This window comes from Blattabacterium cuenoti (assembly GCF_014252255.1).
Classification (GTDB): domain Bacteria; phylum Bacteroidota; class Bacteroidia; order Flavobacteriales; family Blattabacteriaceae; genus Blattabacterium; species Blattabacterium cuenoti_J.
In genome coordinates, this window is sequence record NZ_CP059213.1 from 315023 (window position 1) to 339905 (window position 24883).

Annotated in this window: 17 protein-coding genes, 2 tRNA genes and 1 pseudogene; 9 read left to right on the forward strand and 11 right to left on the reverse strand. The window is 23.1% G+C overall.

From position 1 onward, the window contains the following. Nucleotides 1–52 precede the first annotated feature (52 nt). Nucleotides 53–1573, reverse strand: coding sequence for a glutamate--tRNA ligase (gene gltX / locus H0H41_RS01510; protein WP_185871963.1), 1521 nt, complete (start codon nt 1571–1573; stop codon nt 53–55). A gap of 20 nt (nt 1574–1593) precedes the next feature. Further along, nucleotides 1594–2994, reverse strand: a complete 1401-nt coding sequence (gene mnmE, locus H0H41_RS01515; RefSeq protein WP_185871964.1) for a tRNA uridine-5-carboxymethylaminomethyl(34) synthesis GTPase MnmE — start codon at nt 2992–2994, stop codon at nt 1594–1596. An 82-nt stretch (nt 2995–3076) separates the two neighbouring features. On the opposite strand from mnmE, the gene H0H41_RS01520 reads away from it, so the two are divergent. The 5 genes from H0H41_RS01520 (at nt 3077) to H0H41_RS01540 (ending at nt 9958) form a co-directional block, all read left to right on the forward strand. Then, nucleotides 3077–3967 (forward strand): N5-glutamine methyltransferase family protein, encoded by an 891-nt coding sequence (locus tag H0H41_RS01520; protein WP_185871965.1) that lies wholly within the window; start codon nt 3077–3079, stop codon nt 3965–3967. Between the two features lie 37 nt (nt 3968–4004). Continuing rightward, the gene (ligA, locus tag H0H41_RS01525; protein ID WP_185871966.1) at nt 4005–6014 is read left to right on the forward strand and encodes an NAD-dependent DNA ligase LigA; all 2010 of its coding nucleotides are present in this window, start codon (nt 4005–4007) and stop codon (nt 6012–6014) included. A gap of 159 nt (nt 6015–6173) precedes the next feature. After that, nucleotides 6174–8576, forward strand: coding sequence for an endopeptidase La (lon, locus tag H0H41_RS01530; protein ID WP_185871967.1), 2403 nt, complete (start codon nt 6174–6176; stop codon nt 8574–8576). A gap of 46 nt (nt 8577–8622) precedes the next feature. After that, entirely contained in the window at nt 8623–9858 is a 1236-nt protein-coding gene (lysA, locus tag H0H41_RS01535; RefSeq protein ID WP_185871968.1) for a diaminopimelate decarboxylase, read from the forward strand. 15 nt (nt 9859–9873) lie between these two features. Next, nucleotides 9874–9958, forward strand: a tRNA-Ser gene (locus tag H0H41_RS01540). A gap of 41 nt (nt 9959–9999) precedes the next feature. Here H0H41_RS01540 and metG read toward each other — a convergent pair. Next, entirely contained in the window at nt 10000–11700 is a 1701-nt protein-coding gene (gene metG, locus H0H41_RS01545) for a methionine--tRNA ligase (protein ID WP_185871969.1), read from the reverse strand. A gap of 28 nt (nt 11701–11728) precedes the next feature. On the opposite strand from metG, the gene H0H41_RS01550 reads away from it, so the two are divergent. Continuing rightward, entirely contained in the window at nt 11729–12631 is a 903-nt protein-coding gene (locus H0H41_RS01550) for a 5'-3' exonuclease (RefSeq protein WP_185871970.1), read from the forward strand. A 6-nt stretch (nt 12632–12637) separates the two neighbouring features. Here the strand turns inward: H0H41_RS01550 and nadD are convergent. Both nadD and H0H41_RS01560 read right to left on the reverse strand, forming a co-directional pair. Further along, nucleotides 12638–13218, reverse strand: a pseudogene (gene nadD, locus H0H41_RS01555) (nicotinate (nicotinamide) nucleotide adenylyltransferase). Between the two features lie 94 nt (nt 13219–13312). Beyond that, on the reverse strand, nt 13313–14461 hold the full coding sequence (locus tag H0H41_RS01560; RefSeq protein WP_185871971.1) for a porin: 1149 nt from the start codon (nt 14459–14461) through the stop codon (nt 13313–13315). Nucleotides 14462–14559: 98 nt separating this feature from the next. Here H0H41_RS01560 and H0H41_RS01565 point away from each other — a divergent pair, with 98 nt between their 5' ends. Genes H0H41_RS01565 through ribB form a run of 3 tightly spaced genes read left to right on the forward strand, consistent with a single transcriptional unit; the run spans nt 14560 to nt 18324 of the window. After that, entirely contained in the window at nt 14560–16473 is a 1914-nt protein-coding gene (locus H0H41_RS01565; protein ID WP_185871972.1) for a DNA translocase FtsK 4TM domain-containing protein, read from the forward strand. A gap of 31 nt (nt 16474–16504) precedes the next feature. Further along, a complete protein-coding gene (locus tag H0H41_RS01570) occupies nt 16505–17653 on the forward strand; it encodes an LptF/LptG family permease (RefSeq protein WP_185871973.1) in 1149 nt (382 codons plus the stop codon). 38 nt (nt 17654–17691) lie between these two features. Further along, on the forward strand, nt 17692–18324 hold the full coding sequence (gene ribB / locus H0H41_RS01575) for a 3,4-dihydroxy-2-butanone-4-phosphate synthase (RefSeq protein ID WP_185871974.1): 633 nt from the start codon (nt 17692–17694) through the stop codon (nt 18322–18324). A 22-nt stretch (nt 18325–18346) separates the two neighbouring features. Here ribB and H0H41_RS01580 read toward each other — a convergent pair. From H0H41_RS01580 to carB, 6 genes are all read right to left on the reverse strand, one after another. Continuing rightward, nucleotides 18347–18420: transfer RNA gene (locus H0H41_RS01580), tRNA-Asp, on the reverse strand. 11 nt (nt 18421–18431) lie between these two features. Continuing rightward, nucleotides 18432–18761 (reverse strand): thioredoxin, encoded by a 330-nt coding sequence (trxA, locus tag H0H41_RS01585; protein ID WP_185872511.1) that lies wholly within the window; start codon nt 18759–18761, stop codon nt 18432–18434. 48 nt (nt 18762–18809) lie between these two features. Further along, nucleotides 18810–19892 carry a M20 family metallo-hydrolase gene (locus tag H0H41_RS01590; RefSeq protein ID WP_185871975.1) on the reverse strand — a complete coding sequence of 361 codons (1083 nt, stop codon included), beginning with the start codon at nt 19890–19892 and terminating at the stop codon, nt 18810–18812. After that, on the reverse strand, nt 19883–20665 hold the full coding sequence (argB, locus tag H0H41_RS01595; protein WP_185871976.1) for an acetylglutamate kinase: 783 nt from the start codon (nt 20663–20665) through the stop codon (nt 19883–19885). Before argB ends, H0H41_RS01590 begins: the two co-directional genes overlap by 10 nt. Next, nucleotides 20665–21618, reverse strand: coding sequence for an N-acetylornithine carbamoyltransferase (locus tag H0H41_RS01600; RefSeq protein WP_185872513.1), 954 nt, complete (start codon nt 21616–21618; stop codon nt 20665–20667). Before H0H41_RS01600 ends, argB begins: the two co-directional genes overlap by 1 nt. Nucleotides 21619–21626: 8 nt before the next feature. Continuing rightward, complete coding sequence (carB, locus tag H0H41_RS01605; protein ID WP_185871977.1) at nt 21627–24866, reverse strand: carbamoyl-phosphate synthase (glutamine-hydrolyzing) large subunit; 3240 nt, start codon at nt 24864–24866, stop codon at nt 21627–21629. Nucleotides 24867–24883 lie beyond the last annotated feature (17 nt).

The window sequence follows — 24883 nt, forward strand, 5'->3', positions numbered from 1 at the left end:
AACTAAAATGTAAATCTATATTTTTATGTTCTTTTTTCAAAAAAAAAATATTCTAAATTATTGTATCTTTAATTTTATTTATTAATTTATTTATGCGTTGTATGCTTTTTTCTTTACCTAGCATTTTCAAAATCATAAAAATATCAATTCCTTTGAGAACTCCAACTAATGAAAAACGTAATAATTGAATGATTTCATGTCTTTTTTTATCTTTATCCTTATTTAAAAAGTATTTATAATTTACATCTGTAAATTTATTGATATGATATAACAATTTTTTTACATTCTCTAATTGAGAAATAGATTTTATATTACATATTTTTTGAAAAAAACTCTTTTCATAAGAAATAGGAGAAATAAAAAAATAAAAAGTATGTTCCCATATTTCATGAATAAAATGTATTCTATCAATTGTTAGATGAATAATTTCCCATAAATAATTTTTTTTATATTGAATAGAACGTTTTTGAAGTTCTTTACAAAGAAAGAAAAATATTTCTTCTTTTTTTTTATTCAAATATTTTTTATTAAACCAATTCGCTTTTTTTATATCAAAATAAACACCAGATTTATTTATTTTTTCTAAAGAAAACAAATTTATTAATTCTTGTAAAGAAAAAATTTCTTTTTTTCCTCCAGGATTCCATCCTAATAAAGCTAACATATTAACAAATGCCTCTGGAAAATAACCTAGTTCTCTATATCCTGGAATGATAATTTTAGTATCTGGAACTTTCCATTGAATAGGAAATATAGGAAAATTTAAGGTTTCTAAATTCCTTTTACTGATTTTACCTTTTCCATCTTTTCTTAAAATTAAAGGTAAATGTGCAAAATGAGGAGGGATCCACCCCAAAGACCTATATAATAATATATGAAATGCCATAGATGGTAACCATTCTTCTCCTCTTAAAACATGGGTTATTCTCATTAAATGATCATCTATAGTGTTAGCTAAATGATAAGTAGCTGATCCATCTGATTTTAATAATATTTTATCATCTAAATTATTGGTGTATGCTATGATATTTCCACGTATGATATCATACATATTAAATTTTTCTCCAGGTTGTATTTTAAATCGAATAACATAAGAAGAACAAGATTTTAACTTAGTATCTAATTGTTTTTCATTCATAGTTAAAGAATTATTCAATTCCATTCTATTTTTATAATTATAAGAAAAAGTTAATCCACAATCATTATATTTTTTTCTTTTTCTATCAAGATCTATATTTGTGTCAAACGCATAATAAGCGAACCCTTTTTTTAATAATTTATTTATATAAAAATGATAAATTTTTTGTCTTTTAGATTGATAATAAGGAGAATAAGGGCCTCCATATCCGACACCTTCATCAGGTTCTATCTCACACCATTTTAATGTTTCTATAATATAAGATTCAGAATTAGATATTAATCTTTTTTTATCAGTATCTTCGATTCTAAGAATAAATTTTCCTCCATATTTTTTAGCAAAAAGATAATTATATAATGCAGTTCTAACGCCACCTAAATGAAGTGGTCCTGTAGGACTAGGAGCAAAACGAACTCTTACAAAATTTTTTGACATAATTACTAAATATTATAATATTATTTTCCAATGCAAAATTTTGAAAAAATATTATTCAATATATCTTCACTTGTTACTTCTCCCGTAATCTCTCCTAAATAACGTAATGCTTCTTTAATATAAATAGAAACTAAATCTTCTGAAGATCCTTTTTTTAAAGCATCATAAGCTAATAAAACCTCTTTTAATGAAAGCTTTAAAGCTTCATAATGTCTACTTTGTGTAACAACTATTTTTTGTTTTTTTAATCTTTCAATAAATAAATAACTTAAAAAATCTAATATTTTTTGAACATCATTATGATTTTTTGCAGAAATTGCAAAAAAATAAGAAACTTTTAATTTAATATTTTCAATAAAATTATGATTATGTAAATGGGATATATCTGATTTATTTGCTATTACAAAAATATCTTTCAATGGATATTTTTTTTGAATTTTTTGAACATCATTAATAATTTTTTTATATTTTTTTATTTCTAAAAAATCAAAAATATATAATATAACTTGAGATTCTTTTATTTTATTCATTGTTTTTTCAACTCCCATCATTTCTATAGGATCTATAGTTTTTCTAATTCCTGCTGTATCAAAAAAATGAAAAATAATTCCATTTAAAATAATTTCTCCTTCTATACAATCTCTAGTAGTTCCTTCTATATGAGATATAATAGAACGGTCTTCTTGAATAACTTGATTAAAAAAAGTAGATTTTCCAACATTAGGTTCTCCAATAATAATCACATTAATTCCTTTTTTAATAGCATTTCCTAACGAAAAAGATTCAATTAAATCTTTTAAAGTATATTCTAATTTTTGTAAAAATGAAAAAAATTTTTTTCGATTCACAAATATCATATTTTCTTCAGAAAAATCTAATTCAAGTTCTAATAAAGATGCAAAATTTAACAATTTAATTCTTAATCCCTTAATTAAATTAGATAATTTTCCTTTAATATGTTGTAAAGAAATATCATGATAAACTTTATTTTCAGATAAAATAAGATCAGATATAGCTTCAGCTTGTGATAAATCTATTTTTTTATTTAAAAAAGCACGAAATGTAAATTCTCCAGGACGGGCTAAACGTATTCCTTTTCTAATTAACAATTGTAAAATTTTTTGTTGTATATAATAAGATCCATGACAAGAAATTTCTATCATATTTTCTCCAGTATAAGAAAAAGGAGATTTAAAAATAGAAATTAATACTTGATCTAATAAATCATTATTTTCTTCTATAATATACCCTAAATGAATAGTATGTGTCAATTGATTTTGTAATTTTTTTCTAGGTTTAATAGAAAAAAAAATATTTTCAACAATAGATATAGAATTTTTTCCAGAAATACGAATAACAGAAATAGCACTAGAACCAATAGGAGGAGTTGCTAAAGCAACAATTGTATCATCATCTAACATAATAAATTAATGATATAAATTAAATATTTTTTGTAAAAAAAAGTATTTTTTTAATTTACATAATTTCAATAAACTTTAATTTATGATATCTTTTGACAAATTTTATAGTTTATTTCAAAAAAATCTTCAAAATTTATATAAAAATTCTAAAGAAATAGAAAGTATCTTTTTTTTACTTATGACCCACATTTTTAAATGTGATAAAACAACTATTTTATTAAAATTAAGTAAAAAAGGAAAAATTCATTTTATAATTTATAAAAAATTAATCAAAAAATTATGGGAATTAAAAAAAAATAAACCCATTCAATATGTAATTGGAAAAGCATATTTTTTTGATATGGAATTTATAGTTAATAAAAATGTCTTTATTCCAAGACAAGAAACGGAAGAACTTGTATATTGGATTTTACAAGATAATAAAAATACGAAAAATAGTCAAATATTTGATATTGGAACAGGAAGTGGATGTATTAGTATTACATTAAAAAAGAAAAAACCAAAAATTGGACATATTTATGCAATAGATTTTTCTCAAAAAATTATTGATATAGCTCGTAAAAATGCAAAATTACATAATGTAAAAATTTCATTTAAAAAAGTAAATATTTTAAATAGTGATATTCCTATACAAAAAAAAATAAATAATAATTCTATTATAATAATTATTAGTAATCCTCCTTATATTAGAATATCTGAAAAAAAATTATTACATCCAAATATTATTCAATACGAACCTTTTCAATCTTTATTTGTTCCTGATAAGGATCCTTTAATTTTTTATAAAAAAATTTCTTTTTGGATTAAAAAAAAATTGACTGGAATTGTTTATGTTTATTTTGAAATAAACCAATTTATTTATTTAGATATTATTAAATTTTTAAAAAAAATAGGATTTTTTAATATAAAAATAAAAAAAGATTTTCATGGTTTTTTTAGAATGATTCGTGCAGTATATTATAAGAAAAAATAAGAAAAAAATAAAAGAAAATAAATAAAATAACAATTACATGGATCAAAAAAAAATAGAAAAAAAAATATACAAACTAAGAAAAGAATTATCAAAACTTAATTATAAATATTATAATTTAAATATTTCAAATATATCTGACTATCATTTTGATAAAAAATTAAAAGAATTATATTTTTTAGAAAAAAAATATCCTAAATTCTATGATCCAAATTCTCCAACATTAAAAATAGGATCAGAAATTCATAAACAATCTTATCCAGTTTTTTATCATAAATACAAAATGTATTCTCTTCAAAATACTTATTCAAAAAAAGAATTAATAATTTGGGAAAAAAAAATAAAAAAATTAATTCATACTTTATCCTTTGTGTGTGAACTAAAATATGATGGAGTATCTATTAATTTAATTTATAAAAACGGTTTTTTAATAAATGCAATTACTCGTGGTAATGGAGAAAAAGGAGAAGATGTTACCGAAAATATAAAAACTATAAAATACATTCCATTAAAATTAATAGGAAAAAATTATCCTGCATATATTGAAATACGTGGAGAAATTTTTTTTTTCTTAAAAAATTTTATAGAAATAAATAAAAAACGTATAAAAAATGGTCTTCCTCCTTATGCAAATCCAAGAAATACAGCTAGTGGAACACTAAATCTTCATAATTCTAAAGAAGTTCGTAAAAGAAATTTATTTTTTATTGCATTTCATGTTTTAGGAGAAAATTTACCTTTCCATACACAATATGAATCTCTACAATACATAAAAAATTGGGGGTTTAAAATTCCAGAAACAGCACGTTTTTGTAAAAATATGGAAGAAGTATTTCATTTTATAGATATTTATAGTTTAAATAAAGAAAAACTACCATTCCAAATTGATGGAATAGTTATTAAAGTAAATGAATATAAAAAACAATCCATTTTAGGATTCACAAATAAATACCCACGATGGGCTATCGCTTATAAATTTAGGGAAAAATCATATGAAACAAAACTATTAAACCTTTCCTTCCAAGTAGGAAGAACTGGAATAATTACTCCTGTAGCAAATGTAGTTCCTATATATATTTCTGGAACAAAAATAAAAAGAGTATCTCTTTATAATGAAAATTTTATCCAAAAAATTGGAATTCATTATGGAGATTACCTTTTATTAGAAAAAGGTGGTAATATAATTCCAAAAGTAATAAATATAAATATAAAAAAAAGATCTAATAAAACATTTCCTATACTTTTTTTAAAAAAATGTCCATCATGCAATAATTTTTTAACAAAAAAGAACGAATTATTTTATTGTACAAATAAAAATTGTTCTTCTCAAGAAATAGAAAAAATAAAACATTTTGTAAGCGAAAAAACTATGAATATTCAAAAAATTGGAAGTAAAATGATAAAAAAACTATACAAAAAAGGTTTTTTATGCAAAATTTATAATTTATATGAATTAAAAAAAGAAAAAATTATTCAAATAGATGGAATAAAAGAAAAATTAGCAGATAGTATTATAAATAATATAGAAAAATCTAAATATAATCACTTTTCTAAAGTATTATATGCCTTAGGTATTCCTCATGTAGGAGAATATATATCCAAAAAATTAACAGAAAATTTTTTGGATATATATTCTTTAATACATGCAAATTATGATCATTTAATTTCTATTTCAGGAATAGGAAAAAAAATTGCAAAAAGCATAATTCATTATTTTTCAATTTATGAAAATAAACATTTAATTAAAATGTTAATTCAATATGGATTACATTTTTCTAAACATTTTATAAATAAAAAATTTTCTTTTTTTGAAGGAAAATCTTTTGTATTTACAGGAAAAATATCTTGTATGACTCGTCATGAAGCAAAAAATATAGTAGAAAATTTAGGTGGTATCGTATATAATACTATCAATAATAAAATTAATTTTCTAGTAGTTGGAAAAAACTTTGGATCTAAATTAAAAAAAAGTATGGAAAAAAATCATATAAAAATTTTAACAGAAAATCTTTTTCTAGAAATTATTAAAAAATCAGAAAAAGATATTTAAAAATTTTAAACGATTTTTTAAAAAAAAATAGTCAGTATAGATGGTTTTGTTTTTCATATAGAAAACAGTATATTTAATTCTTATAGTGATGATGATTATCATATGAATTTATGCATCACAGAATTCATGCATCATTTAAGTAAGAAATCTATTTTTTTTATGTTACTAAAAAATATATTTACAGAATCTGGATTTGAATCTGAAGCTGAGTTCATACCATTAATGAGTCAAGATGAAGAAGATCAGCTATTAAAAGACGAAATTCCTAAACAATTATGTATCTTAACAGTCAGAAATATGGTTTTGTATTCCGGAATTGTTTTTCCAATTATAGCAGGAAAAAGTGGATCCATTCAATTGTTACAAGATGCTTATGGATTAGATAAAACAGTTGGAGTATTAACACAAAAAAATTCTGGTATTGAAAATCTCAGTGAAAAAGATTTGTATTCCATTGGAACAGTTGCTAAAATATTAAAATTATTAAAAATGCCTGATGGAAATACAACTGTTATTTTGCAGGGAAAAAGAAGATTTAAAGTGAATCGTTTTATTCAAAATGATCCCTATTTTAAAGCAGAAATTATAGCTTTAGAAGAAAATAAACCTTCCTGTAAGGATAAAGAATACCTTGCTTTGGTAGAATCTATAAAGGAAATTGCTATAAAAATTATTCAAGATAATCCTAATATTCCATCAGAAGCCAGTATTGCTATTAGGAATATAGAAAGTCCTTCTTTTTTAATAAATTTCGTAGCAGCAAATATGAATTTGGCTACTAGAGATAAACAAAAATTGTTAGAATACGATGATTTAAAAAAAAGGGCAATGGAAACATTGCGTTTTCTTAATGTAGAACATCAACAAATTAAATTAAAAAATGATATTCAATCTCGTGTTCGTAGTGACATGGATCAACAACAGAGAGAATATTTTTTGCATCAACAAATTAAAGCAATACAAGAAGAATTAGGAGATATTTCTTATGAAAAAGAAATTGATGAAATGCGTATTAAAGCGTCTAGAAAAAAATGGACAAAAGAAGCAAAAAAACAATTTGATAGAGAATTACTCAAAATGCAAAGAATTAATCCTCAAATGCCTGAATATACAGTACAGAGAAATTATCTAGAATTAATGATTGACCTTCCTTGGGGAAGGTATTCAAAAGATAGTTTTGATTTAGAATATGCACAAAAAATATTAGATAGAGATCATTATAGTCTAGAAAAAGTCAAAGAACGTATTATAGAATATTTAGCTGTCTTAAAATTAAGAGGAGATATGCGTTCTCCTATTTTATGCTTTTATGGACCACCTGGAGTAGGTAAAACTTCATTAGGAAGATCTATAGCTACTGCACTAAAAAGAAAATACGTACGTATTTCTTTAGGTGGATTACACGATGAATCTGAAATACGAGGACATAGAAGAACTTATATAGGGGCTATGCCTGGGCGTCTTTTGCAATCTATACGAAAAATAGGAACCTCCAATCCTGTTTTTGTCATAGATGAAATAGATAAAATGGGTTTAGGAACAAATGGAGATCCTTCTTCTGCTATGTTAGAAGTTTTAGATCCTGAACAAAATACTTCATTTTACGATAATTTTTTAGAAATGGGTTATGATTTATCAAAAGTATTGTTTATTGCTACAGCAAATTCACTATCTCATATACAACCAGCTCTTATAGATAGAATGGAGGTTATAGAAATGAATGGATATACAGTAGAAGAAAAAACACAAATTGTAAAAAAACATATACTTACTAAGCAACTCAAAGAAAATGGATTAAAAAAATCAGATTTAATACTTGGAACAAAACAAATAGAAAAAATTATTGAAAGTTATACAAGAGAATCTGGATTGAGAACTCTGGAAAAGCATATTGCTAAATTAGCACGTTATGTTGCCAAACATATTGCTATGAATAAAAAATATGTCAAACATTTAAGTATTGAAAAAATAGAAAATATTCTTGGAATTCCAAATGACCCTGATCGTTATGAAGAAAATAATGTTCCAGGTGTGGTCACAGGATTAGCTTGGACTAATTTTGGTGGAGATATTTTATATATTGAATCTATTTTATCAAAAGGAAAAGGTAATTTAAGTATTACTGGTAACTTAGGAGAAGTTATGAAAGAATCTGCTACGATCGCTTTACAATATATTAAAGCAAATTATAAAGAATTTAACATAAATCCTATAATGTTTGAAGAAAAAAATGTACATGTTCATGTTCCTGAGGGGGCGGTACCAAAAGATGGTCCATCTGCAGGAATAACAATGTTGACCTCTTTAGTTTCCAGTTTTACAAAAAGAAAATTAAAACCTCATTTAGCTATGACAGGAGAAATTACCCTAAGAGGAAAAGTTCTTTCTGTAGGAGGAATTAAAGAAAAAATTCTAGCAGCTAAACGTGCTAATATTAAAGAAATTATTCTTTCACAGGATAATAAAAAAGATGTAGAAGAAATTAAATCAGAACATTTAAAAGGATTAACCTTTGATTATGTTAGAAATATGAATGATGTAATTCATTTAGCTTTATTGTAAAAAAAATTTTACTTAACATGTTTTTTTGATTTTTTATTTATTAAAAATGAATGAATTAAAAAATATTAGTTCTCCAATTCATAGAGAACAATTAATTCAATTAGCAAAAAAATACGGAACTCCACTTTATATATACGATTCTTGCAAAATAAAAAAACAATATATAAAGATGAAAAATGCTTTTAGTAGAATTAAAAATTTAATAATTAATTATGCTTGTAAAGCAAATACTAATCTGAATATATTAAAATTTTTTCAAAAATTAGGAAGTGGATTAGATACCGTATCTATTCAGGAAGTAGAATTAGGATTAAAAGCTGGTTTTCATCCTAAAAAAATTATATTTACACCTAATTGTGTTTCTATTCAAGAAATAAAAAAAGCCGTTGGGTTTGGAGTTAGAATTAATTTAGATAATCTATCCATTTTAGAACAATTTGGAGAATATTATCCAAATTATTCTATAGGAATAAGAATAAATCCGCATATTATGGCAGGAGGAAATTCAAAAATTTCAGTAGGACATATTGATTCTAAATTTGGAATTTCTTATTATCAAATTCCTCATATGAAAAGAATTGTAAAAAATACAGGACTCAAAATAGAAGGATTTCATATGCATACAGGATCTGATATATCAGATATTAAATCTTTTTTAGAAGGAGCAAAAATATTGTTTCAAATAGCTATTGATTTTTCCAATATTGACTATATTGATTTTGGAAGTGGATTTAAAGTTCCATATAAAAAAAACGATATAAAAACGGATCTTACTGCTTTAAGTAATTCTTTAACGGAAAAATTTGAAGATTTTTGTAAAAATTACGGAAATAAAATTTCTTTGATTTTTGAACCAGGTAAATTTTTAGTTAGTGAATCTGGATATTTTTTAGTTCATGTAAATGTCATAAAACATACGATTTCAACTGTTTTTGCAGGAGTAGACTCAGGTTTTAATCATTTTATTCGTCCTATGTTTTATGATGCTTATCACTGTATTGAAAATATTTCTAATCCAAATGGTCGTTTTCGTTTTTACACGGTAGTGGGATATATTTGTGAATCGGATACTTTTGGTTTTAATAGAAAAATTCAAGAAATCCGTGAAGGTGATATTTTATGCATAAAAAATGCGGGAGCTTATTGTTTTTCTATGTCTTCTAATTATAATTCTCGTTATAGACCTTCTGAAGTTTTAATTTTTCATGGAAAAGATTTTCTTATAAGAAAAAGAGAAACAATGCAAGATCTTATGAATAATATAGTAGAAATACACATATAATAAATAATATATAGTGGAGAGATGGCAGAGCGGTTAATTGCGGCGGTCTTGAAAACCGTTGAGGGTTATACCTCCGGGGGTTCGAATCCCTCTCTCTCCGCAATAGTAAAATATACTTTTATGATAATATTTAATTAAATTTTATTTAGAATTTTTTTTTGTATTTATATTATTTTTTTCTAATTTTTTTATTTGTTTTTCAATGCTTTTATTAGTTATTTTTTTAAATAAAAATGTATTATCACCCAATAAATGTCCTGGACATAAAATTTTTTCTTTTATTTTATTCCAAAAAAAAGGTTTTATACGAAGTATATTTAATAATTTTTTTGCAGTATATGGAAGAAAAGGTTCTGATAATTGAGCTAACATTCCAACAATTTGTAAAGAAACATAAAGAATGGTTTTTATACGTTTTATTTCTTTTTTTTTCCAAGGTTCTTCTTCTGTTAAATATTTATTTCCTACTTTAGCTAAGTTCATAAAACATGCTAATGATTCTTTAAATTTAAATGATTCAATCAAATTACCTATATATTCTGGATAATTTTTTATTTTATTTAAAATATTTTGATCTTTTATAGATAAAATACTTGGATGAGGAACAATTCCATTATTATACTTTTTAACTAAAGTTAAACTCCTATTAACAAAATTTCCTAATATAGCAACCAACTCTGTATTATTTCTTCTTTGGAAATCTTTCCAATTAAAATTATTATCTTTTTTTTCTGGCATATTAGCAATGAGAATATAACGTAGGGTATCTTGTTGATTGGGAAAATCTTCTAAATATTCATGACCCCATACTGCCCATTTTTTAGAAGTAGATATTTTTTTATTTTCTAAATGAAGAAATTCATTAGCTAATATTTTATCCGGTAAAATATATCCACTATCATATGCTTTAAGTATGACTGGAAAAATAATGCAGTGAAAAACAATATTATCTTTTCCTATAAATTGAATTAATTTAGTTTTTTTATCTTTCCAATAAGGTTTCCAATCTATTTTTTTTTTCTTTGCCCATTCTATAGTAGACGAAATATATCCGATAGGAGCTTCAAACCATACATATAGTACTTTTCCTTTTTCTTGCAAAATAGGAACAGGAACTCCCCAAGTTAAATCTCTAGTAATAGCACGAGGTTTTAATCCTTTGTCTAACCAAGATTTTGCTTGTCCATATACATTAACTTTCCAATCTTTTTGATGATTAATTAAAATCCATTTTTCTAAGAATTTTTGATATTTATTTAAAGGAAAATACCAATGTTTGGTTTTTTTTAAAATAGGTAAACTACCACTTATGGTAGATTTTGGATGTATTAATTCTTCAGGAATTAATGAACTTCCACAATGTTCGCATTGATCTCCATAAGCTTCCTCTTTTTTACAATGTGGACATATACCGGATATATATCTATCTGCTAAAAATTGTTCATATTTTTTATCATAATATTGTTCAGATATTTTTTCAAAAATTTTTTTTTTTTCATGAAGTTTTTTGAAAAAAGAAGTAGACATTTTGTAATGAATTTTTGTAGAAGTTCTAGAATAATTATCAAATTTTATACCAAAATTATTAAAACAATTTTTAATCATTTTATGATACTTATTGACTATTTCTTGAGGAGTTTTTTTTTCTTTTTTAGCTTGCATAGCAATAGGAACTCCATGTTCATCCGATCCACATATAAAAATAACATCTATATTTTTTCGTCTCAGATAACGAACAAAAATATCTGCAGGAAAATAAACACCTGATAAATGACCAATATGAATTGGTCCATTTGCATATGGTAAAGCTGCAGTAACTGTATATTTATTTGATTTGTTCATGATATAATTATGAAATTTTTAATAAAATATGAATAATAATAAAAAATTATTTTTAATAGATGCATATCCATTGATATATCAAAGTTATTATGCTTATATAAATAATCCACTTTTTACTTATAAAGGTCTTAATACTTCTCCTATTATTAATTTTACAAAATTCTTAATAAAAATATTAAATGAGGAGAAACCATCTTATATGGCTATTATTTTTGATGATAGTCAAAAAATTTCTTTTAGAAAAAAAGAATATTATAAATATAAGGAACATAGGAAAAAAACACCAGAAGCTATTTACATAGCAATTCCTTATATTATAAAAATTTTAAAAACTTTTCAAATTTCTTTTTTTTATGCAAAAAATGGATATGAAGCAGATGATATGATTGGAACAATAGCAAAAAAAGCAGAAAATAAAGGATATATGATTTATATCATTACTTTGGATAAAGATTTTTTTCAATTAGTTACAAAAAATATTCAAGTTTATAGACCTCCTTTTAAAGGAAATCCAAAAAAAATATTCGGAATAAAGGAAATTCAAAAAAAATATGGAGTAAAATATCCAAAACAAATTATAGATTTATGGAGTATGATGGGAGATCCTTCTGATAACATACCAGGATTACCAGGAATAGGAGAAAAAAATGCAAAAAAATTTATTAAAAAATATGGTAATATTGAAAAATTACTCAATTCAACTCATGATCTTCATGGAAAAATGAAAATAAATATTGAAAAAAATAAAAATTTAGGTTTTTTATCCAAAAAATTAGTTACAATAGTAACTAATATTCCTTTTTTTTCTTTTTATGATGAAGAATTTTATGTTAAAAAACCAAATTGGAATTCTATTCAAAAAATATTCGTAGAACTTGAATTTATCAAATTATTAAAAAAAGCTCATCAATATTATTATAATTTTAAATAAAAAAAATTATTTTATTTTTTTTCTATAAAATTGATATTTTATTATATAATTCCAAACTTCTGTATGAAGCATAGGTTTTATATTTTTTCCTTTTTGAATAGATCTTCGAATAAAAGAAGAAGATATTTCAATAATTGGAGCTTTTTTTAAAAAAATTATATTTTTTTTTTTAAAAAAAGTATTGGAAAAATGACCAATTCTAGGATAAACTAAAATATTATATTTATTCAAAATAAATTTATAATTTTTCCATTTTTTGAAAGAAGAAAAAGAATCTTGTCCTAAGATAAGAGAAAATTTATTTTTAGGATATTTTTTTTCTATATTGTTCAATGTATGAATCGTATAAGAAGGATAATATCCATATTCTATATCTAGAACATTCATTTTTTCATAACCATAAATAGCTATTTGAACCATTTTAATTCTTTGTTCATAATCTAAAAGATTTTTTTTTTTAATGGATTTTGTGGAGAAACAACGAACCAAACATGATCTATATCTAAAAATTCTATTATATAATTTACAATAATTATATGTCCTAAATGTATGGGATTAAATGATCCAAAATAAAGTCCTATTTTCATATTAATATAAATGAAATAAAAATATCGAGAAAATATCTCGATATTTTTACACTATTTTACTATATATATTTTATTTTTTTAATATTTTTTTAATTTAAATCATTTTAATACGATAACTAAATCCTAAAGTTATAAAATGATTATTTTTATTTTCTGCTTTAATTGGATGATCTAAATTGTAATTAATTATTTGATTTTTATACAAAAAATAAAAACTAAGATCTTCATTTTTTCTTATAGGAATAAATTCTATACCTCCATAATAAGTATATGCTTTTTTGAATAATTTATTTCCTTCCAAAATATTATTAACTCCTTTTTTAGAAGTATTCATTTCATATACTCCTTTTGCAATTAAATTCCATTTTGGAATAAAATTGTATTTTAATTTTATTAAATAAATTCCATTTTTTAAAGGAACTATCTCTTTATAATCAGAATGACATGAACGTAATATGTTTGTTATATCACCATTTCTGTCTATATCTTCATCACTTAATATATAATCTGCTTCTATAGAAAAATATTTTAAATCTACTTTACTACCTAAAGCAAGTAATTTCCAAAATTTTTTATGTTCATTTTCTTGAAAAATAGAATATGACCATCTATTTTGTATTATTTTATGATTAAACAAACTCCAATTCCAATTCAAAGAATAACCTATAGGATTCTTTTCTTCTTTCTTATTTTCTTCTTTATAATATAAATTTTTTATACTATTTACAACTTGTAATTGTAATTCATGATTTTTTATTGGAATATAAATAAAATTTAATCCAATAGGATTCTCCTGATTTTTATATACATTTATATATTGATATGGTGATTCATATATCTTATTATAATATTCCATGCTTCCAAAAGAATAAGGTTGTTTTCCTATTAAAAAATATAGTTTATCATTCCACTTATATTTTAAATAAGCTAAATCAACTATTGTTTTATTTTTTATATCATTCAAATCATTCAATTTTTTTGCAAAATGATAACTAATTTTATCATTTGCCTTTCCTATAATTTCTAAATTTAAATAGTCTTCATAGAAACGAGATCCTTCAAAAGATTCTTTTTTTACAATAGAATGAATACTATTTCTAAAATCTAGAAATATGTTAAATTGAGAATTTTTATCTTTTTTTTGATTAATTATTCCTTCATCAGCGTAACTATAATTGATATTATGAAAAGGATAAAAAAATCCTAAAAAAAGAACAAAAAAAATCATTTTTATTTTTTTCATTTTTTTAATTTATTATTATTATATAATTATTATATAATATAATAAATTTTCCAGTATAAAAAACTTTTAAATAATTAAAAAATATTTAATAAAATAAAATGTATAAAAATTTTTTAAATACTAAAAAAAAAAGAAAAAATCAAAAAAAAACTCCTAAAATATTTTTAGGATTTTTTTTATTGATGAGTAGCCTTTTTTTATTATTAAGTTTTTTTTCTTTTCTTTTTCATTGGGAAAATGATCAAAGCCAGTTATCAAAATTTTTTGATAAAGAAATTATAGCAGAAAACTTACTTGGAAAAATAGGAGCTTTTATCTCTCATGTTTTTATTTTCTGTGGAATAGGAATTAGTGCTTTATTTATTCCTATAATATTATTTATCACTGGTTTTAAAATTTTTTTTCAAAAAAAATTATTCAACAATTTTTATAAATCAACAATATATAAATTTATATTTTTTAGTATATGGTTACCAATAACTTTTTATATTATTGTTCCTTATCAAGGAATATTTAGTGGAGTTATTGGATTTGAAATAGGAAAATTATTGATACATTTATTTGGAAAAATAGGATCATATATACTTCTTTTTACAAATATTATTTTTTACTTTATCATTATTTTTCGTATTACAAATACAAATGAAATGCAAAAAAAAATACAATATTACGAAGAAATAGACATTTTAAAATTTTTTCATTTATTTATTAATATAAAAAACATTATTAATAAACTATTCAAATTAAATAAAATTAAAAATAATCAATGTCATTTGAATAATAAAAAAAATAAAAATATTCTATATTCTATTTTTTCTTCTAAGAATTCTAAAAAGAATTGTTCTTCCTATTCTATATCAAATAATAACAATAATCTAGATATAGATTCTAATAAAAAAAAAATAATACAAGTTCTTAATTATTATAAAATAGAAATATATCAAATTAAATCCATAATAGGACCTACTTTTAGTTTATATGAAATATATCCTAAGGTAGGAACAAGAATTTCAAAAATAAAAAATTTAAAAAATGAAATAGCCTTAAATTTATCTGCTATATCCATAAGAATTATAGCTCCCATTCCTGGAAAAGGATCTATTGGAATAGAAATTCCAAACTATAATCGTCATACTGTTTATATGAAAGACATTATTTTTTCAGAAGAAAGCAAAAAAAAAAGTTATCAAATGGAATTACCTATTATTTTAGGAAAAAATGTATTTAATAAAATTTTTATTATAGATTTGGTAAAAATGCCTCATTTACTAATAGCAGGATCAACTGGACAAGGAAAATCTGTTATATTAAATATTATTATTATTTTTTTATTATATAAAAAAAATCCAGAAAATATAAAATTTGTTTTAATTGATCCAAAAAAAGTAGAATTATCTATATATAGAAAAATTTCAAAATCTTATTTTGCTACTATTCCTAATTCTATAGAACCTATAATAACAGATTTACATAAAATAAAAAATATATTAAACTCTTTATGTAAAGAAATGGATAATAGATATGCTATTTTAGAAAAAAATAAAGTTAGAAATATTCAAGAATACAATAATATAAAACATAATAAAAAATATCATTTACCTTATATAATTTTAATTATTGATGAATTTGCTGATTTAATTTTTTCTTTTCGTCAAAATAAACAAATAGAAACATATATAACTCGGTTAGCACAAATTGCTCGTGCTGTAGGAATTCATTTAATTATAGCAACACAACGTCCATCAGTTGATGTAATTACCGGATTAATTAAATCAAATTTTACTGCAAGAATTGCATTTAGAGTAAGTTCTAAAATAGATTCTAGAACAATATTAGATTGTACGGGAGCAGAAAAATTAATAGGAAAAGGAGATCTACTATTTTCTAATAAAAATGAATTAATACGGTTACAATCTCCCTTCATCGATTTGCAAGATATTAAAAAAATAGTTAATTATTATAAATATAATGATAAAAAAAACGAATATTTTTTATTACCAAAACCAGATTAAGTAAAATGTTATTTTTATTATTAAAAATATTATGATTCCAATCAAAAAACTTGATTTATATATTCTTCGTTTATTTATAGCTCCTTTTTTTATTATTTTTTTTACAATATTTATTGTTTTTATGATTCAATTTTTTTGGAGTCAAATCGATGAATTATCTGGTAAAAATATTAATATTTTAATAATTATAAAATTTATATTTTATTTTGGTATATCTATTATTCCATTAGTTACTCCTATATCATTATTATTAACTTCTCTCATAACATACGGTAATTTTTCAGAAACTCAAGAGTTAACTGCTATAAAATCTTCTGGAATATCTCTTTTTCGTATAATGAAACCTATTTTAGGTTTTACCTGTATTTTATCAATTTTATTATATTTATTTTCAGATTTAGTCATTCCAAAAGCAAAAATAAAAGCTAAAAAATTAGGATATAAAATTTCATTAACTCATCCATATTTTAAATTAAAAGAAGGAATTTTTGTAAATTTATTACCAAATTTTTTCATAAAAATAGACAATAAATCGAAAAATAATCAAGAACTACATAATGTATTTATTTTTTTTTATGATAAAAATTTATTAGTAAATACTATTCTTTCTAAGAAAGGATTCTTTATTATAAATAAAGATAAATATGAATCCATTCAATTTAAATTAATGAATGGTATTTTATATAGTGAAAATAAAAATGAAAAAAAAGGACAATATTCTTATCAAATTGTACAATTTGATACTTTAATTCAAAATTTTAAAATTCCTTCTTATGAAGATTATGAAAAAATAAAAAATTTAGATGATTATGACTCCTATGATACAAAAACTCTGATGAAAAAAATTAAATTTTTAAAAAAAGAAAAAAATATCTATCATTTAATAAAATTACAATTAGAATTGCAAAAAAAATTTACATTTCCAGTAACATGTATTATTATGTTTTTAATTGGAGCTCCATTAGGTGCTTTTATTAGAAAAGGAGGAATAGGGGTGCCTACTATTGTAGCATTAATTATATTTATTATTTACTATACTTTGCTAACTATAACTCAAAATAAAGTAGAAAAAAATGAAATAGATCCATGGATAGGAGCATGGATTCCTAATTGTATTTTTTTTCCAATAAGTATATGGATGACTTATAAAACTGTAATGGATGATTTTTATATTTTTTAAATATAAAAAAAAAAATCAAATATCAAATATATATAAATATGGTTTTTGATTCAAATAAAAATTTGAATAATATTGAAGAATCCATTCAAGATATAAAAAGTGGAAAAATTATTATTGTAGTAGATGATAAAAATCGTGAAAATGAAGGAGATTTTATAGTAGCAGCTGAAAAAATAACTCCTAAAATTGTAAATTTTCTAATTACTCATGGAAGAGGACTCGTTTGTGTATCTCTAACAGAAGAAAAATGTAATCAATTAGAACTTCAAATGATGGTAAAAAATAACACAGACCCTAGAAAAACCGCTTTTACTGTATCCGTTGATTTACGAGGATATGGAGTTAGTACTGGTATTTCCGTTTCAGATAGAGCAAAAACTATTTTTGCATTAGTTAATAAAGTAAAACCAGAAGAATTTAATAAACCAGGTCATATATTTCCTCTTTGCGCAAAAAAAGGAGGTATCTTAGAAAGACCTGGTCATACAGAAGCAGCTATTGATATAACTAAAATGGCTGGATGTAAACCTGGAGGGGTTATGGTAGAAATTTTGAATAAAAATGGATCTATGGCACGTTTACCCCAGTTAATTCATATTGCTAAAAAATTTAATATGAAAATTATATCTATAGAAGATCTTATAAAATATAAAATCCAAAATAAAAATTAAACTATATACATTTTACATAATGCGGTCTGGACGGGATTTGAACCCGCGACCCCATGCGTGACAGGCATGTATTCTAACCAACTGAACTACCAGACCAATTAAATGAATTATTGAACAATTAAAGCATCTAATTTTTTTCTAATTTCATCTTTAGATGCAATTCCAATATGAATATCTTTTTTTTCTCCATTTTTAAAAAAAATCATAGTAGGAATACTACGTATTCCATATTTAGAAGAATTTTTTGGATTATTATCCACGTTGAATTTAAAAATTAATGCTTTATCATTATATTCAGAAAATATGTCTTCTAATAAAATAGATAATGATTGACATGGAGCACACCATGGAGCCCAAAAATCTACTAAAATAGGTTTATCTTTATACAATTTATTAACGAACTTTTCAAAGTTATCATCGTTTATTTCTTGTAACATATTTTTTTTTTTTAAGGACATAACAAATTTACCTTTTTTGTTTTAAATTTAAAAGTAAAAATCTTTTAACAAACATATATAAATATCTATTCCTTCCATTACTTCTGAAATAAAAATATACTCATTAGGAGTATGAGAACGAACACTATCTCCAACTCCCATTTTAATTGTTGGAAAAGGCATAATGCTTTGGTCAGAAAGGGTAGGAGATCCATATGTTTTTCTTCCCATTAATTTAGCTTTTAAAACAATAGGATGCATAGGATTGATGAAAGAAGAATTTAAATAATAAGAACGAAGTTTTATTTTAGAAAAAATTTTATTTTGTATAATATCAATTAATTCATCATTTTTATATAACTCATTTGTTCTTATATCTACTACAAAGGAACAAAAATCAGGAATAACATTATGTTGGATTCCTCCTTGAATTTGAGTAATATTTAAAGTAATAGGACCTAATAATTCTGATTTTTTATCAAAAGATAACTTTTTTAAAATTTCTATATCTTTTATTGCTTTATAAATAGCATTAATACCTATATCTCTTGCAGAATGTCCTGTTTTTCCTTCAGCTATGCAATCTAATATCATTAACCCTTTTTCAGCAATAGCTACTTGCATTTTTGTTGGTTCACCTACAATTCCTAAATCAATATCTCCTAATTCAGATAAAATGGATCTAATTCCTAAAGATCCGGATATTTCTTCTTCTGCAGTAATTGAAAGAATTAATCTGTAAGGTAATTTATCTAAATTACTTAAATATATAAAAGTAGATATTAATGAAACAACGGAAGCTCCAGCATCATTACTTCCTAATCCTATAAGTTTATTTTCTTTTTTTTTAGCATAAAAAGGATTTGTTATCCAATTTTTTCCTGGTTTTACCGTATCATGATGAGAATTTAATAATATAGTTCGTATATTTTTTTTTTTCAAAAAATTATTATTTTCAGTCCATATATTATTAAATTTTCTTTTAACATGAAATCCATATTTATGAAGATAATTTTCTATAATAAAAGATACTTTATTTTCTTGTTTGGATATAGAAGGAGTATTAATTAGTTGTATCAGAAGTTTTATAGCTTCTTTTTTCAAAATTTTCAAAAAATTAACTATGGACATATAATAGTCTTATTGTTCATATCATTTAAATAATTAGGTAATCCTATGCTTACCTTAGTGACTCCATTTTTTAATGCAAAAAAAGCATTTTCTAATTTAGGAATCATTCCATTTTTTATGGAATGATTTTTTTTCATTTTTTGAAATAAATTAAAATTTATTTTTTTATAATAAGATTTAGAATCTTGTATATCTCGTAAAACTCCTTTTTTTTCAAAACAAAAATGTAATTCTATTTCAGAATTTTTTTCCCTAGATAAGGATATTGCCATATAAGTTGCTATAGTATCTGCATTTGTATTTAATAAATTTCCTGTTCCATCATGAGTAATAGAACAAAATACAGGAATTATATTATTTGTTAATAAAAATTTTATTAAACGTATATTAATACTTTTACCATTTAAATCCCCTACATATCCATAATCAATTTTTTTATTTTTTCGTAAATTCGATTGAATACAATTTCCATCTGCACCAGATAAACCAAAAGCATTACAATTATAAGATTGTAATATAGCTACAATATTTTTATTAATCATTCCTGCATAAGTCATAATAACTATATCCAAAGTATCTTTATCTGTAATTCTTCTTCCTTCTATAATTTTTTGAGAAATTCCCATTTTATTTGAAATAATATCTGCTTTTTTACCTCCTCCATGAATCAATATTTTATTTCCTTTTAATTGACAAAAAGATTTCAAAGAAAAATTAAGAATATTTTGGTCATTAATTAAATGACCTCCAATTTTTACTATATGTATTTTCATTATAAAGACTGTAGAATTTTTAAAAAAATTATTTGTGAAGCAAAAATTCTATTTTCTGCTTGTTGCAATACAATAGAATTTTTGCTATCTAAAACAGCATCTTCCACCACAATATTTCTCCTAACAGGTAAACAATGCATAAATTTAGCATGATTTGTTAGTTTCATTTTATTTACAGTAATCATCCATTCATAATTTTTACAAACAATTTTTCCATAATCTAAATAACTACTCCAATTTTTGGCATAAATAAAATCAGCATTCATAAATGCCACATCTTGATTATGTGTAGTAAAAACTCTATTAGAAAATTTTTCGTCAAGATTGTATTTTTCAGGACACGCAATAATAAAATCAATTTTATCTATTTTGGATATCCATTGAGTAAAAGAATTTGCTACAGAATGAGGTAATGGTTTAATATGAGGAGCCCAACTTAATACAACTTTACATCTTTTTTTAAAAAAAGATGTAAACTCAGCAATAGTCATTACATCTGCTAAAGATTGCAAAGGATGCAAAGTAGCACTTTCCATATTTACGACTGGAACTCTAGAATAATTCAATATTTTATTAAAAATTACTTCTTTGTAATCATAATCTCTATCTGATAAATTAGGAAAAGTTCTAACTGCAAGAATATCACAATATATACTCATAACAGAAATAGCCTCTTTAAGATGTTCTTGTGTCATTTTCATAACACTTCCATCATTTATTTCAATTTTCCAAGAATCTTTATGAATATTTAATATCCAAGTATTACATCCTAAATGAAAAGCGGCTTTCTGACAACTAATTCTTGTTCGTAAACTAGGATTAAAAAAAACTAATCCAATTGTTTTATTTTTTCCAATATGTTTATATTTATATGGATTCTTTTTTAAAAAAATAGCTTCTTTAATAAGATCATATACATTTGTAACATCTTCTACACTAAAAAATTTTTTCATCAAATTTTTCATTTATATTCATTCCAATCTTTTATAAATAATTTTTCCATAGATAAATTACAGAATGCTTGTATAAAAGCTTTTGCTAAACGTGCATTAGTTAAAATAGGTATATTAAAATCAATAGCAGAACGTCTTATAGCATAATCATTATCCAATTCTGATTTACTGAGATTTTTTGGTATATTAATAATCAAATCAAATTTTTTATTTTTTATTAATTCAATAACATTTAAAGATTTTTTTACATTTGGCCAATGAACTCTTATAGAGTGAATACTATTTTGTGATAAAAAATTATTGGTTCCTTCTGTTGCAAATAATATATATCCTTTTTTCTGTAATAGTTTTATTACTTCTAAAAGATCCAATTTTGATCTAATAGGGCCTCCAGATATCAATATATTTTTTTTTGGAATTGTGTACCCAACAGAAAGCATTGATTTTAACAGTGCTTCATCAAACGTATTTCCTAAACAACCTACTTCTCCTGTAGAAGCCATATCTACCCCTAAAATAGGATCTGCATCTTGTAAACGAGAAAAAGAGAATTGAGAAGCTTTTACTCCTAAAAAATTAGTCATAAGAAAATTAGGTGTTATTTTATTTTTTGTCTTTCCAAGAATAACTTGAGTAGCTAATTCAATCATATTAAAATGAGATACTTTTGATACAAAAGGAAAACTTCGAGAAGCTCTCAAATTGCATTCAATTACTTTTATTTTATTATTTTTAGATAGAAATTGAATATTAAAAGGACCAGATATATTAAAATATTTGGATATTTTTTTAGATATATCAATAATTTCTCTCAATGTTGACAAATATATATTATGTGGAGGATATACCAAAGTGGCATCTCCTGAATGGACTCCAGCAAACTCTACATGTTCCGATATAGCATAATATAAAATTTCTCCATTTTGAGAAACAGCATCTAATTCAATTTCTTTTGCATCTTTAATAAATTCTGTAATAATTAATGGATATTCTGTAGATATAGATATTTTTTCATTAAGATAATGATGTAATTCTTCTTTATTAGAAAGAACATTCATATCAGCACCTGAAAGAACATACGAAGGTCTTACTAAGATGGGAAAATCTACTTCTTTTACAAATTGATAAATAGTATCCAAATCAGATAATTCTTTCCATCTAGGTTGTTCAATTTTTAAATAATCCATAGCATGAGAAAACTTATATCTATTTTCTACCTTGTCTATAGAAATAGGAGATGTTCCCAAAATTTTTACTTTTCTTTCATAAAGTTTTATAACCAAATTATTAGGAATTTGACCACCCATGGAAACAATTGTTCCTTTTGGTTTTTCCAATTCAATAATATCTAATACACGTTCTAAAGTAAGTTCTTCAAAATATAATCGATCACATATATCAAAATCAGTACTTACAGTTTCAGGATTACAATTAATCATTATTGATCTATAAGATTCTTTTTTAATAGTATTCAATGCATTAACACAACACCAATCAAATTCTACACTACTTCCTATTCTATAAACACCAGATCCTAATGTAATAACAGATTTTTCATCTTTTTCATAAATAATATCATGTTGAATAGCATGATAAGTCAAATATAAATAATTTGTATATGCTGGATATTCAGAAGCTAAAGTATCAATTTGTCGTACATATGGAACTATATTATTTTTTTTTCTATATTTTCTTATTTTTTTTTCTAAATGATAAATATTTTTATATTTACATTGATTATTTTTCTTATTTAAAAAAATAATAGCAATCTGCATATCAGAAAAACCTTCTTTTTTCGCTTTTTTTAACAATTCATACGGAATATCACTCCAATTTTTAAAACTTTCTATCTTTTTTTTCGTTTGAAAAATATTATCAAGTTGATATATAAACCATGGATCAATTTTCGTTAAATCATGTATTTTTTTTACTGAAAAACCTTCTTCTAAAGCTTTTTCTAAAAAGAATATTCTTTTATCGGTAGGTTTTTTAAGAAATTCTTTGAGAAGATGATGAGATATTATTTTTTTTTTATTCATATTGATAAAACCTTGTTTACCTATATCTAACATTCGAATTCCTTTTTGTAATGCTTCCTCAAAAGAACCTCCAATAGACATTACTTCACCGACACTTTTCATACTACTTCCAATTCTATTAGAAACACCATAAAATTTATTAAGATCCCATCTAGGAATTTTACATACTACATAATCTAATGCTGGTTCAAAAAAAGCAGAAGTATTTTTAGTTACACAATTTTTTAATTCATGCAATCCATATCCTAAAGATAATTTTGCGGCTACAAAAGCTAAAGGATAACCAGTTGCTTTCGACGCAAGAGCACTTGAACGAGAAAGACGTGCATTAATTTCAATAACACGATAATCTTCTGAATTAGGATTTAATGCAAATTGAACATTACATTCCCCAATTATATTAAAATTTCTAGCAATATATATTGCTACTTTTCTTAAAGTATAATATTCCGAATTTGTTAGAGTTTGTGATGGGGCAACTACAATACTTTCTCCTGTATGAATTCCTATAGGATCAAAATTTTCCATATTACAAACAGAAATACAATTATCATATTTATCTCTAACTATTTCATACTCAACCTCTTTCCAACCTTCTAAAGATTCTTCTACTACAATTTGAGAAGAATAAGAAAAAGCCTTATTTACTATTTTTTTTAAATCATTAATATTTTTTGCAAAACCACTTCCTAACCCTCCAAGGGTATAAGCAGATCTAATGATAATAGGAAACCCTATTTCTAAAGAATAGTATATAGCATCATCTATAGAATGAACTACAAAACTTTTTGCTGTTTTTATGTTAATATGAGTCAATCTATTCCTGAATAAATTTCTATCTTCACTGTGAATAATAGATTTAATAGGAGTTCCTAAAACTTGAATTTTATATTTTTCTATAATTCCTTCTTTAAAAAGCTGAATACCACAATTTAATGCAGTTTGTCCACCAAAAGACAATAAAATTCCTTTTGGTTTTTCTTTATCTATAACATTTTTAATAAAATATAAAGTTAAAGGAAGAAAATAAATTTTATCAGCAATTTCTTTTGAAGTTTGAACTGTTGCAATATTTGGATTAATCAATATAGTATAAATTCCTTCCTCTTTAAGAGCTTTTAATGCTTGTGTTCCAGAATAATCAAATTCACCAGCTTCTCCTATTTTTAATGCACCTGATCCCAGGATAAGTACTTTATCTATTTTCATACTAATTTTGGAAAATT